Source organism: Bacteroides sp. AF34-31BH (assembly GCF_003602795.1).
Classification (GTDB): domain Bacteria; phylum Bacteroidota; class Bacteroidia; order Bacteroidales; family Bacteroidaceae; genus Bacteroides; species Bacteroides uniformis.
This window is the reverse complement of the sequence record NZ_QTLV01000011.1, coordinates 21,344-34,948: the sequence shown is the minus strand read 5'-3', so window position 1 is coordinate 34,948 and position 13,605 is coordinate 21,344. Positions and strand designations below refer to the sequence as shown.

11 protein-coding genes and 1 tRNA gene are annotated in these 13,605 nt (G+C 42.6%); 6 read left to right on the top strand and 6 right to left on the bottom strand.

Translation table 11 applies throughout. The annotated features are described in order from the left end of the window. The first annotated feature begins 16 nt into the window (after positions 1 to 16). The gene (locus DWZ67_RS15330; RefSeq protein WP_165852484.1) at positions 17 to 2,698 is read left to right on the top strand and encodes a glycoside hydrolase family 2 protein; all 2,682 of its coding nucleotides are present in this window, start codon (positions 17 to 19) and stop codon (positions 2,696 to 2,698) included. Positions 2,699 to 3,072: 374 nt separating this feature from the next. Here the strand turns inward: DWZ67_RS15330 and DWZ67_RS15325 are convergent, their stop codons facing one another. From DWZ67_RS15325 to DWZ67_RS15310, 4 genes are all read right to left on the bottom strand, one after another. Beyond that, on the bottom strand, positions 3,073 to 3,324 hold the full coding sequence (locus tag DWZ67_RS15325) for an Arm DNA-binding domain-containing protein (RefSeq protein WP_229075241.1): 252 nt from the start codon (positions 3,322 to 3,324) through the stop codon (positions 3,073 to 3,075). A gap of 184 nt (positions 3,325 to 3,508) precedes the next feature. Continuing rightward, a tRNA-Lys gene (locus DWZ67_RS15320) sits at positions 3,509 to 3,581 on the bottom strand. 94 nt (positions 3,582 to 3,675) lie between these two features. Then, positions 3,676 to 4,791 (bottom strand): AI-2E family transporter, encoded by a 1,116-nt coding sequence (locus tag DWZ67_RS15315; RefSeq protein ID WP_016274192.1) that lies wholly within the window; start codon positions 4,789 to 4,791, stop codon positions 3,676 to 3,678. Positions 4,792 to 4,813: 22 nt separating this feature from the next. Beyond that, positions 4,814 to 5,419 carry a thymidine kinase gene (locus DWZ67_RS15310; RefSeq protein WP_120139249.1) on the bottom strand — a complete coding sequence of 202 codons (606 nt, stop codon included), beginning with the start codon at positions 5,417 to 5,419 and terminating at the stop codon, positions 4,814 to 4,816. 110 nt (positions 5,420 to 5,529) lie between these two features. Between DWZ67_RS15310 and DWZ67_RS15305 the strand changes: the two genes are divergently transcribed. From DWZ67_RS15305 to DWZ67_RS15285, 5 genes are all read left to right on the top strand, one after another. Further along, the gene (locus DWZ67_RS15305) at positions 5,530 to 6,072 is read left to right on the top strand and encodes a hypothetical protein (RefSeq protein ID WP_120139288.1); all 543 of its coding nucleotides are present in this window, start codon (positions 5,530 to 5,532) and stop codon (positions 6,070 to 6,072) included. 13 nt (positions 6,073 to 6,085) lie between these two features. Further along, positions 6,086 to 6,760: a 16S rRNA (cytidine(1402)-2'-O)-methyltransferase gene (rsmI, locus tag DWZ67_RS15300; RefSeq protein ID WP_120139248.1), complete on the top strand. Its 675-nt coding sequence runs from the start codon at positions 6,086 to 6,088 to the stop codon at positions 6,758 to 6,760. Positions 6,761 to 6,794: 34 nt separating this feature from the next. Continuing rightward, the gene (locus DWZ67_RS15295; RefSeq protein WP_057087082.1) at positions 6,795 to 7,673 is read left to right on the top strand and encodes a hypothetical protein; all 879 of its coding nucleotides are present in this window, start codon (positions 6,795 to 6,797) and stop codon (positions 7,671 to 7,673) included. 86 nt (positions 7,674 to 7,759) lie between these two features. Then, complete coding sequence (locus DWZ67_RS15290; RefSeq protein WP_120139247.1) at positions 7,760 to 8,458, top strand: YjjG family noncanonical pyrimidine nucleotidase; 699 nt, start codon at positions 7,760 to 7,762, stop codon at positions 8,456 to 8,458. Between the two features lie 52 nt (positions 8,459 to 8,510). Then, on the top strand, positions 8,511 to 9,176 hold the full coding sequence (locus tag DWZ67_RS15285) for a MarC family protein (protein ID WP_008665785.1): 666 nt from the start codon (positions 8,511 to 8,513) through the stop codon (positions 9,174 to 9,176). A 59-nt stretch (positions 9,177 to 9,235) separates the two neighbouring features. On the opposite strand, the gene DWZ67_RS15280 is transcribed toward DWZ67_RS15285, so the two are convergent. Then, a complete protein-coding gene (locus DWZ67_RS15280; RefSeq protein ID WP_120139246.1) occupies positions 9,236 to 10,753 on the bottom strand; it encodes a RagB/SusD family nutrient uptake outer membrane protein in 1,518 nt (505 codons plus the stop codon). 17 nt (positions 10,754 to 10,770) lie between these two features. Then, on the bottom strand, positions 10,771 to 13,605 hold a 2,835-nt coding region (locus DWZ67_RS15275), incomplete at its 5' end, for a SusC/RagA family TonB-linked outer membrane protein (RefSeq protein WP_262697312.1).

Genomic DNA, 13,605 nt, shown 5'->3' with positions numbered 1-13,605 from the left:
TATTTAGAATGTAAATATGAAAAGAAAAGATTTAATTTTAATTTTGAGTAGTATGTTTTTATTTCTTCAGCCTACACTTGCTCAAGTAATAAAAATGTCTCTTAACAGTTCTGATGAGATCGTTTGGCAAGTAAAACCTCAAGCAGATTTAGAGGGGGTAAAGGGAGAACATATATCTACATCAGAGTTTGAAATGGAGGATTGTGTACAAGGAGTTGTACCAGGTATTATATTTACTGCATATGTTGAATCTGGCAAGGAGCAGGATCCTAACTATGCAGATAACATTTATAAAGTGGATGAAACATTTTATAATCGACCTTTTTGGTATCGTACAAAATTTGAGCTTCCTAAAAGTTATTCTAAAGGACAACGGGTTTGGTTATGTTTTGATAATACAAACCGTTTTGCAACTTTCTATTTTAATGGAATCAAGATTTCTGGTAGCCAAACATCTACAAAAGATGTGAGTGGACACATGTTGCGTTCCAAATTTGATGTAACGGAATTATTGAACCGAAATGGTGAAAATGTAGTAGCTGTTTTAATTGCCGATGCTGATCAAAAGAAAACCCGCACTGCTAAAGATCCTTATGGAATAGCTTGTAGTCCTAGTTATTTGGCTGGTGCCGGTTGGGATTGGATGCCCTATGTACCTGGACGTTTGGCCGGCATAACGGGGAATGTTTATTTGGCTATTACAGGTGACGTAGTGATGGTGGATCCTTGGGTACGTTCAGATTTGCCATCCTTGCAACGGGCGAAGTTGTCTATTTCAACAAACTTGAAAAATACATCCGATTCTCCTATAGATGTTACCTTATCTGGAATAATTAAACCTGGTAATATTCGTTTTTCTAAAACGATTCAATTGGCAGCTGATACAATAGAGAATATTAGTTTTTCTGCAAGTGAATTTAAACAGTTAGTTGTAGATACTCCCAAATTGTGGTGGCCTAATGGTTATGGAGAACCTAATCTTTATAATTGTGAGTTAACTTGTAAAATAGACGGAAAAGTATCCGATAAACAGAATATAACTTTTGGTATTCGTAAATATGATTACAGAATGGTGGATAATTCTGTAGGTTATCCTGTGATGCATTTTTATATTAATGGACAGCGTATTTTTCTTAAAGGTGGTAATTGGGGGATGAGCGAATATTTACTTCGTCGTCATGGAAAAGAATACGAGACCGTTATAAAATTGCACAAAGATTTGAATTATAATATGATTAGGTTATGGACTGGTTGTGTAACTGATGATGAATTTTACGATTATTGTGACCAATATGGTATTATGGTCTGGGATGATTTTTGGATATATGTGGCATACAATAATGTGGCGCAGCCCGAGGCTTTTAAAGCTAACGCACTTGATAAAGTGAGGCGTTTGCGCAACCATGCTTCCATAGCCTTATGGTGTGGAGCCAATGAAACGCACCCTAATCCTGATTTGGATAGTTATTTGCGCGAAATGATTGCACGGGAAGACAACAATGACCGTTTGTATAAATCTTGTTCCAATAAAGATGGTTTGTCCGGTAGTGGTTGGTGGGCAAATTTCCCTCCGAAACATCATTTTGAAACTTCTGCTAGTAACTTGGCATTTGCGCAACCTGCTTATCCGTATGGAATGGATCATGGATATGGGTTACGCTCAGAAATAGGGACAGCTACATTTCCTACTTTCGAAAGTGTACGTGAATTTATTCCTGAAAAAGACTGGTGGCCGTTGCCTACAGATGAGCAGTTGCAGAATGATCCTAATACAATATGGAATAAACACTTTTTTGGAAAAGAGGCTTGGAATGCCAAGCCTACAGATTATAAGAAAGCTGTAAATGAGCAATTCGGGGAATCTGATAATTTGGAAGAATTTTGCGAAAAAGCTCAGTTGCTGAATATAGAAGTGGTGAAAGGCATGTATGAGGCTTGGAATGATAAGATGTGGAATGATGCTTCTGGATTGCTACTTTGGATGAGTCATCCCGCTTATCCATCTTTTGTATGGCAAACATATGATTACTATTATGATCTTACTGGTGCATATTGGGGAGCTAAAAAGGCTTGTGAGCATTTACATATTCAGTGGAATGCTTCTAATAATAGCATTAAGGTCATCAATACAACAGCTAAAGATTTAAAGAATATTTGTGCTAAGGCGGCTGTATACAGTCTGAATGGAGATGAAGCCGTTGAGTGTAGTCAGACAAAATGGCTAGATATATCGGCTAGTAATACGGCAGAAGCTTTTGTTTTGGATTTTACAACCTCTCATGAGTTGACTCCCCTTCATTTTATCCGTTTGCAGTTATTGGATGATAAGGGCTATTTGTTGTCTGAAAATTTTTATTGGAGAAATGGAATGAATGATTTGGATTATAAAGATTTCAATGCATTGCCAGAAACAAATTTAATTTGTACATTGCGTAATGCCTTAATCTCAAAAGGAACTATGACTCTTGTTCTGGAGAATCATTCGCAAACTGTGTCTTTTGCTAATCGTTTACGTTTGGTAAATGGAACAAGTGGACAGCGCATACTCCCTATCATAATGTCTGATAATTATATCACGCTTATGCCGGGCGAAAAGAAAGAAATTAGGATAGAAGCATCTCCTGATTTATTGAAAGGTAAGGTGGATGTACTATTAAAGCAATATGGCAAAGCAGAAAAGCGAGTATTGAGTTTTTAGAGGTTCGAAAACTTTGTTGGTACTGTTTTGTGTTCTGTAGCGTCGGTATAATTGCAGAATAGCCAAAGAACTAAGTTTAAATCGGGCTTGTTGACAGCTTCTAAACTTTCGGTTCGGTTCATAATGTTGTAGATGTCTTCTAAGAAAAAGGCACTGTAAGATATTTGTGTAAATGCAAAATATCTTATAGTGCCTTTTTTCGTTTTTTTCTATTAACTATGTTTATAAAATTAATGTCGGCGGTGAGGCATGAAAACACAAATAAGTCCACTGTAATACATTTCATAGGGGAGTTGCCTTTATATTGCATGATTTTCAGTATCTCCTTTTTGTGGAGTGCTCTTTGGGCGGTCTGCTTGCTTAGCTTGGTAACTTTATGTGAATGGGACTGATAACAATCGCAGATAACCGTAGATTCTTGTAATAGGGAAGTCCTTACCTGCTATTCTCTTATCCAAAGCGGCCTTTTGTATCTCATTGATTCTTTCGTTGATGAGAATGGTTATTCTCTCACGATTCGGGCATTTAGTTTTTGGCGGGTTTATCTTGAAATCCCATAATTTCGCTTTTATGGATATACCAAGACTTTGAAACTTACTTTTGCGGTCTTTACAGAAACATAACATAAGTGGATATTCTCCATTATTAAGAGCTTTAGACTTGTAACACAGAACTTTAATTGTTTCGCTCATTCGGTTTCCGGTTTACACACAGATTTCTACTGCTCCCCGCTTACACAAACGTAGCAAAATATAGTGTTTTAAACGAAAAAAGCAGCTATCTGATTTAGATAACTGCTTGATTTTCAAGTGAACCGCTTGGGGCTCGAACCCAAGACCCCAACATTAAAAGTGTTGTGCTCTACCTGCTGAGCTAGCGATTCAGACCTTATTGCTGTTAAGCGGGTGCAAAGATAGGTACTTTTGTTTAAAAAACAAATGGATTAAGGGAAAAAGTTTTGGGAACGACTTCTGCTTTTACTCTTCTTGTTGATTATCAGTCTGTTCAAACTTATGAATTTTTTCTCTGTTTATGATGAAACGTTGATAGTAGGAGAGCATAAGGGTGGTAAGCGGAAGTGCTATAATCATACCCAGCATACCCATCAATGAGCCCCAAATTGATAAAGACAGTAGGATGATGGCAGGGTTCAGGCCCGTAATCTTCCCCATGACACGCGGTACGATGAATCCGTCTTGAATGACTTGTACTATTATGAATACAGCAAGGGCCGATGCAATGATAATCCAGAAGTTCCCTCCCGTATCCGCTGCTTTCAGTATGGCCAGTACAATGGTAGGTATAAAGCCGATAATCTGCAAATAAGGCACTAGGTTTAAAGCGCCGATGAACAAGCCGAGCCCAATGGCCAGTGGGAAATCAATAATCAGAAAACCTATACTGAACAGAATACCGACACACAATGCCACGAACGCTTGTCCGCGGAAGTACCTGTTCATGCCGTCTTTTACATCGTTCATCACACTGACTACGAAAGGCCGGTATTTTTGCGGTACCAGGTGGGTCCATCCTTCGGCAATGCTTTCGTAATCCAGCAATATGAAAACTATATAGAGAAGAATGAGGAAGAAAGTGAAGAAACTGAACAGCAGATTAACGGATTCTGACAACAAGGACCAGAGTCGGGGAACGGTTTCCTTGATGGCGTTCAGCATATTTTCTTCCTTGAACAATTGGGTGACGAACTGGGTGTCTATGTTCTCACGAAGGAATTCAGAGAGTGTTTTGGGTACATTGCCGTCGTGGGTTCCGTTGGAAAAGTAGTCTATTACCAAATCTTTTACCCTGACGAATTCGTCCATCATGGGAGGCACAAGCAGATAGAACGCGGCTCCTCCTGCAATCAGAATACTGAACAAGGCGCAGAAGATGGATATGACCCGGTTCTTGAGCCTTAATCTGTACTGGAAGAAGGTGACCAGGGGGTATATCAGATAGGCAATGAGCCATGCGATGAAGAATGGCAGCAATACGCCGCTCAGACGCTTGAAGAGCATAAGGATGCCGATAATGATGACACCGAGTATGACACCGCGGATAAAACTGTCGAATGTAATCTTTTTGCGTTCCATAATGCTCTGTTTTTTGTATTCTTTAATGACCGCTTTCCTTTTGGTCGGTTTGGATGGCTTGCTGATAGCACTCCCGGCATAGCGGTTCATACTCTTCGGTTTCTCCCAGCAGCACTTGCTTGTCGTTCTTGACGGTGCGGTGGGAGAAAGAGGCGAGTTGTCCGCATTTCACACAGATGGCATGTACTTTGGAAACTTCGTCTGCAATGGCACACAGTCCCGGCATAGGGCCGAATGGAATACCGCGGAAGTCCATATCCAGTCCGGCTACAATGACGCGTATACCATTGTTGGCAAGCAGGTTGCATACATCAATCAGGCCACTGTCAAAGAACTGGGCTTCGTCAATGCCCACTACATCTATTTCTGAAGTGAAGAGCAGAATGCTGGCAGACGAGTCGATGGGAGTGGAGGCTATGGAATGACTGTCATGCGATACGACATCGGCTTCGGAATAACGGGTGTCTATGGCAGGCTTGAATATCTCTACGCGTTGTTTGGCAAATTTTGCCCGTTTCAGTCTCCTTATCAGCTCTTCGGTTTTGCCGGAGAACATGGAACCGCAAATGACCTCAATTCTTCCCCTGCGTTTGGTTTCCTGTATATGATCTTCTGAAAATAATACCATGTTTTTGAGTGTTATATTTAAGCGCAAAAGTAACACTTTTGTTTGCTTTCCGATATTTTTTCATTATTTATTTCTACATTTGTAGCGCTAACACGGACTGTGTAAAGGATATGCAAACCCTATTAAACGACATAGAATTAGATATTCAGGAATTGAAATGTTTGATGCAGGCCATTTCAAGTGATGCCAATCCGACATTGAAGATTGTGGCAAAACGGAATATCCAGCAGATGAAGGCACGCTTGGAGGCGTTGCAAGAACTGCTTGAGGAGGCGCCAACGGCTGTTGTGTCGCCCCTGGAGGACTCCCCTGCTGTTACTACTCCTTTGACCGAACCGATTTCTCCGGTCGAACCAGTCGTTCCTGATACAGTGAAGATGGTATGTGAGGAACCGGAAACAGTTCCTATTTTGGCAGAACGTATCAAGCCTGCCAAGGATTTGAAACATGCCATCAGTCTGAACGATTCATTCCGTTTTGTCCGCGAACTGTTCGCAGGCGATGCTGCACGGATGAATGAAGTGGTACGACGTTTGGGTGAGGCTCCTTCTTTGGACAAGGCTATGGATATTTTTGCTTCGGAAGTGTACCCGGATGAAGAAAATGAAGCCGCCGTCGATTTTATGGAACTCCTCAAAAAATATTTCAGCTAAACAACCGATAAGTATGGGAAAACTTTATGTAGTACCTACCCCGGTAGGAAATTTGGAAGATATGACATTCCGTGCTATCCGGATTCTGAAAGAAGTGGATTTGATACTTGCTGAGGATACACGTACCTCCGGCATATTGCTGAAACACTTCGAAATAAAGAATGCGATGCAATCTCACCATAAATTTAATGAACATAAAACGGTTGAAAGTGTTATTAATAGAATAAAGGGGGGAGAAACTGTAGCTTTGATTTCGGATGCAGGTACGCCGGGTATATCCGACCCGGGCTTTCTGGTAGTCAGAGAGTGTGTGCGTAACGGCATCGAAGTGCAATGCCTGCCGGGAGCGACAGCTTTTGTACCGGCATTGGTGGCTTCCGGACTGCCGAATGAGAAGTTCTGTTTTGAAGGTTTCCTTCCACAGAAGAAAGGAAGGATGAGCCGCCTGAAGGCATTGGCCGAGGAGCGTCGTACCATGGTGTTCTATGAGTCTCCCCACAGATTGGTAAAAGCTTTGACGCAGTTTACCGAACATTTCGGTGCCGAACGTCAGGCTTCTGTTTCGCGGGAAATCTCAAAGATGCACGAAGAAACGGTGCGTGGAACGCTTACAGAATTGATTGAACATTTCACGGCGAACGAACCGCGCGGTGAAATTGTGATTGTAGTAGCAGGAATAGACGATTAAATAACTTCATTAACCAAACGTAAAACGAAAGCGTATGAAAAAGTTAGCAGTTTTAATTGTATGCGCGGCTGTAATGGCTTCGTGTGACAGCTTTTCTGGTGGCAGTAAGAACCAGCTGAAAGCTGAAAATGATTCTTTATTGATGGAACTGACTCAGCGTAATGCTGAATTGGACGAGATGATGGGCACTTTCAATGATATTTCAGAGGGATTCCGCCAGATTAATGCAGCAGAGAGCCGTGTGGATTTGCAGCGTGGTGCTGTGGCAGAAGGCTCTTTGAATGCCAAGCAGCAGATTGCGTCGGACATTGAATTTATCCGTAAACAGATGGAAGAGAACAAGGAACAGATTGCCAAACTGCAATCTATGTTGAAGAACAGTAAGAATAACTCTGCCCAGTTGAAGAGGGCTGTAGAATCTTTGACTCAGGAGTTGGTGGCAAAGACCCAGCGTATTGAAGAATTGCAGGCTGAGCTGGCTTCCAAGAATATCCGTATCCAGGAACTGGATGCTGCCGTAACCGGCTTGTCTAGTGAGAAGGAGGAATTGACTGCCGAAAATGAGGCGAAGGCCAAAACCGTTGCCGAGCAAGATAAGGCACTTAACACAGCTTGGTTTGTGTTTGGCACAAAGAAGGAGCTGAAAGACCAGAAGATATTGACAAATACCGGCCTTTTCAAAAAAGGCCAAGTGCTGAAAGATTCTGATATCAACAAGGACTACTTTACACAAGTGGATATCCGTACGACAAAAGAGATTAAACTATACTCTAAAGATGCTGATATCTTGACTACTCATCCTGCTGGCTCTTATGCGTTGGAGAAGGATGATAAAGGACAGTTGACTTTGAAGATTACAAATCCGAAAGACTTCTGGAGTGTGTCCAAGTATTTGGTAATCCAGGTAAAATAATACTGTTATAGACTGATACAGAACGGACGCAGGTTATTGGAATTGATAATCTGCGTCTATTTTTATATATCCCTTTCCTTTAAATTATGGCATCCCAATATAAGAACCTATTTTTTGACCTGGACGATACGCTTTGGGCATTTTCCCTTAATGCACGCGATACATTCGAAGAGATGTATCAGAAGTATGATTATGACCGTTTCTTTCGGTCTTTCCAGCATTTCTATACACTTTATCAGTATCGCAATGTAGAGCTATGGGAAGAATACGGTAGGGGGCAGGTCAGTAAGGAAGAGTTGAACCGCCAGCGTTTCCTATATCCTCTGGAGGCAGTAGGGGCGGGGGATGCAGCTTTGGCCGAGGCTTTTTCTGATGATTTCTTTTCGGTCATTCCCACAAAAAGCAGGCTGATGCCGCATGCGTATGAGGTACTGGAATATTTGGCAGAGAAATACAACCTCTATATCCTTTCCAATGGTTTCCAAGAGCTGCAATGTCATAAGATGCGTTCGGCGGATATCGACCGCTTTTTTAAGAAGATTGTTCTCTCTGATGACATCGGTGTCTTGAAGCCCTGGCCCGAAATCTTTCATTTTGCACTTTCTGCCACACAATCCGAAGTGCGTGATTCTTTGATGATAGGCGATAGTTGGGAGAATGATGTGGCAGGAGCCAAAGGAGTGGGCATGCACCAAGTGTTTTATAATGTAACAGGGAAGGAAGAACTGCCTTTCCAACCGACTTATCATATCAGTAATCTGAAAGAATTGATGCAGATTTTGTGACATTGAAATTTTTAGTTGTACTTTTGTCTGCAGAAACGTATATTATACAGCTATGGACACAATCTTACCTTTCGCTTTACTTTGTTTTACCTCCTTCTTTACGTTGACAAACCCTCTCGGCACCATGCCGGTGTTTTTGACCATGACGCATGGAATGACAGACCGTGAACGGCAGTCGGTAGTATCGCGCGCCACTTTGGTTGCCTTTATTACGATTATGGTTTTTACGTTTGCGGGACAGTTCCTCTTTAAGTTCTTCGGTATCTCTACCAATGGTTTCCGTATTGCCGGTGGAGTTATTATCTTTAAGATTGGCTTCGATATGCTGCAAGCCCGTTATACCCCAATGAAGCTGAAAGACGAGGAAATCAAGACTTATGCCGATGATATTTCCATTACTCCTCTTGGAATTCCGATGCTTTGTGGTCCAGGTGCCATAGCCAATGCCATTGTGCTGATGCAGGATGCCCATACCATTCAGATGAAAGGAGTTCTTATAGGAATGATTGCCTTTATTTATCTGATTACCTTTTTCATATTGCGTGCTTCCACACGGCTGGTCAAAATCTTGGGTGAGACGGGAAACAATGTGATGATGCGTCTGATGGGGCTTATTCTGATGGTTATTGCCGTTGAGTGTTTTGTCAGCGGAGTGAAACCGATATTGGTGGATATATTGAAAGAAGGAGGCATACCATCACTGGCACACCTCCTCTAAACACTTTATTTATAAAAACACATTGGGAAAATTCCCAAGTTTCTTTAGGCTACTATTGATTAATAGCCTGGATTTTGTTCTATGTTCGGATTGGCATTGATTTCACCTACGGGAATCAATGGGAGCGCTTTCTTGGAATCTCGATTGAATGTACGCGCTTCTTCGCTCAATACGTCGTGCCATCCTCTGGCATTAACGTCTGTGTAGCGTGTAACAGTTTCACCTCGGCGCATAACATCGAAATAGCGCTGTCCCTCACCTACAAGTTCCTTGCGGCGTTCAATGTAGATGCGGTCTAATGTGATGTTTCCGCTGGTTACTTGTTTACTTTCATCCGTTGTACGGTTGGAGATGATATCATTCAGCAAGTTGGCAGCCTTGTTCTTGTCTCCGGCTTGGAAAGCTGCTTCTGCTGCTGACAAGTAAACTTCTGACAAGCGTAGCAATGGGACATTGGAGTAACGTACATCTCCGTTTACAGCAGGCATTTTGTTGATGTAAACTTTGCGTTTGTCAAATCCTCCTGCTGCCGCAGCCAATAATATGTCGTTACGGATGTCTGCCGGGTCGGATGTAAGCATGTCAGAGAAGTCTTTTGTGACAATTACATCTCCATATCCGGGAGAAGCGCCAGCCTTGTCGGCATATAAGTAGGCAATGCCTTCACGGTCTGTCCAGTCAGTATTGTTGTTGATGGAAATCTCGAACATGATTTCTTTTGAATGATTGGCATCACTTTTGCTCCATGCAGCAACATATTCTGACGGTTCCCAAAGTTTGTAAGACGAGTTTGATATGATGTCTTCTGCTACGGATAAAGCCTTGCTCCATTCGCCTTTTGTCATATATACACGTACCTGCAAGGCTTTGGCAGCCCAAAGGTTGACATAACCCACTTCATTGGTTTTGGGCAGTGCATTTGAGTTGATTGCATCTGTCAAATCCTTTTCAATAGCCTCATAACATTGGGCTACCGTGCTGCGGCTTGGCTTTTCTGTCGATTCCAGCGGGGAGGTAGCGATGGGCACACCGAGTGAGCTGCCTTGATCTACCGTATAAGGTTTACCGTAGATACGTGTAAGGTCAAACAGTGCCATGGCGCGCAGAACTTTTGCTTCTGCATCATATTGGTCAATAGTGGCTTTTGCCTCTGCCGCGTCGGTCAGGTTGCCACTTTCTGCTGCCTGAATCAGACGGTTGGCGCGTGCTATGACTACATAAGGCATCTGCCATACGGCTGTTGAGGTGGTGAAATTGTCGGCAGTTGTATATTCCATATAATAGTAGAAGTTTGCTCTTCCACTTCCACCGTTATATTCATATTGGATATCTTCCCCTCTCATGTCACCGTATACGAACATGAGGCGTCCATAATAATTAATCAGGCTACTGTTACCTTTAACGGCAGCATAAAGTCCCGTCCGCACATTGGCCAAATCATCGCTGTTCTTGATTGCGGTTTCAGCGTCTATTCCGTCTGCGGGTGACTGATCCAGCCAACTGTTGAGGCATGATGAAGTGCTGACTGCCATAGCTGCGCAAAGCGTTGCTGTGTATAATGTCTTTAATATTTTCATTTTCGTATCTTTATTAGTTAGAAATTCAATTCTATTCCGAATGTATATGTTCTCAAAGCCGGAGTCTCAAATGTGCATAGTCCGTCTACACGCATTTCCGGATCTACAAATAAGTCTTTAGACTTCCATGTAAGCAGGTTGGAACCAGAGAAGTAGATTCTGGCCTTGCTGAGTCCAAGCTTGCTGATATAGTTTTGCGGAATGCTTACACCTAATGTGAGGTTCTTCAGACGTAGATAATCAGTAGGCATCAGCCAGCGTGAAGACAGTGAAGCTGCGCTTCCATATTCAAATTTAGGCAATGTGGCATTCGTGTCGCCCGGGCCGGTCCACATCTTTGAGATGTCATAGTATGTCGGTACGGCACCACCGTATAGATATGAACCGCCATTGGAGTGCTGCCAAGTGGAGTAGTCAAAAGCATCACCACCCAATGAATAAGTGAAAGTGAAGCCCAAGTCGATAAACTTCCATTTGAGGTTGTTGGTAAGACCGCCTTCTATACTAGCCTGATGCTTGCCTACAATAGTTTTGTTGGCTTCAGAGATATTTGTAGTTGTCTTGCGGGCATTCTCTGTTCCGTCATTCAGATAGAACATTTCTTTACCGGTCTCGGTGTCGACTCCGGCGTATTCATAAACATAGTATGAATAGTAAGGTTCGCCTACACGGTGAATCAGCGGTCCTGATACGATTTCATTCTGCTGGCCATCCAATTTGGTCAGTTTGTTGCTGTTGTGTGCCATGTTCAGAGAAGTGGTCCACGTGAAATCCTTGTTTCTGAAATTGGTTGATGTAATGGTCAACTCAAAACCGGAGTTCTTCAGTGAACCGATGTTTTGCGGAGTGGTATATCCATAATTGCCATCATAATATCCGCCAACTTGTGATACGGGGAGGTCGTATATAAGGTCGCTGGTTTTACGCTGATAGTAGTCGAATGTTACAGAGATACGGTCAATGAATGAAAGGTCGAGACCGATATTCCATGTTTTGTTCTTTTCCCATTTCAGGTCTGGGTTTGCAATTCCGACGATTGACATTCCTGACTGTCCATTGTATATGATTCCATATTTATAAAGATTCATATAAGCGTAATAGTCTGATGGTTGCGTTCCGTTTACACCGTATGACACACGGAGCTTTCCATCTGTCAATACACTCTTGACGGGATTTAGGAAACTTTCGTCTATGAATCTCCATGCTCCGGAAACCGACCAGAAACTTCCCCAACGGTTTTCTCTTGCCAGACGTGAACTTCCGTCGGTACGATAGCTGAGACCGAGATAATATCTGTCTGCGTAGTTATAATTGGCACGTCCGAGGAACGAAGTCATGCGATAGCTCTGTCTGTTGGTTTCGGCACTTGTTGAACCGGCATTTGTCAATTCGTACAAATCACCCGGATAGTCTTGGCCTGCCATGTAGTTGAAAGCATATTCCGTATCTTGTGTTTCAAAACCAAGCAGGGCATCAATATTGTGCAGACCGAAAGAGTTGATGTAAGAGAGCTGGGTTTGTGTATTCAGCTGGTCATTACGATTGACGATACGCTGCATGACACCACCGGGGGCACCATTGTTTGAGTGTCTGTCCCAAAGGACATCATTGGTACCTTGTGCGTAATCATAAGCAATCTTTTCACTTAAATTCAACTTGTCCCAAATATTATAGGTCAACTTGATTGTATTGAATGCCTTCATCAGGGTATAAACGTCAGAGCTGTGTTCTCTTTCATACAAGGGATTGACTCCAAATACGCCGCAACCATTGTTTAATGTGCCGTCTTCATTATAAGGGGTTGATGAGGGGCTTTGGAAGAATGCGTAATTGGCCACAGGTCCATCATAGGAGGTAGCTTCATTAGTTTTGTTTTGTCTTACTTTTGAGAATTGGCTTGTAACCTGAACTTCAAAGTCTCCAAACTTATGAGTGAGGTTTGCATTACCAGTGAAACGTTCCAGACCTTGTTTATAAATGATACCTTCCTGATTGGTATAAGCAGCTGAGGTGTAGAACTTGGTACGGTCGTTACCGCCAGATACGCTCAACTGGTAGTTCTGATGAGAACCGTTACGGAAAAGCAGGTCTTTCCAATCCGTCCATCCGGTCGAGGGTTTTGAAGCAAAGTCCTCGATGTTCTGGTCTGCAAAAGTTGCGGCATCTGCATCAGACATGTTTCCGGTGTATAACCCGTAATTCTTGAGACCGGTCCATAAGAGTTCGCGGCGCGAGTCACCGTCGAGCATAGGACGATAATCTATTGCCATGTTTGAGAAACCCCAGTCGGAACGGAAACTTACATTTGTTTTGCCTTGTTTTCCGCTTTTCGTCGTAATGACCACAACACCGTTAGCAGCACGCGAGCCGTAAAGAGAGGCAGCCGCCGCATCTTTGATAACTGTGATAGACTCGATGTCATTGGTATTGAGTGAAGACAAAATATCAGTTCCTGCATCACTATAAGTGAACTCGGATAAGTCTCCACTTGTGACCGGTGTTCCGTCAATAACATAAAGCGGATTGTTTCCGGCATTGATGGAACCCATACCACGTACACGGATACTGCTTACAGAACCCGGATTACTTGAACTTGAGCCAAAAGTAACACCAGCGACATTACCAGAAAGTTTGTCGGCAACAGAAAGAACAGGTACATCTTCCAAGGTGGAAGTGTTTACAGTAGAAGCAGCTCCAGTAAATGATGCTTTTTTAAATGTACCGTAACCGGTAACCACAACCTCTTCAAGCAGCTCAGAATCGGATTTCAAAATTACCTTTACATGAGGTTTAATCGTTACTTCTTGGGTTTGCATACCAACAAACGAAATCACCAAAGTTTTCGCGGAACT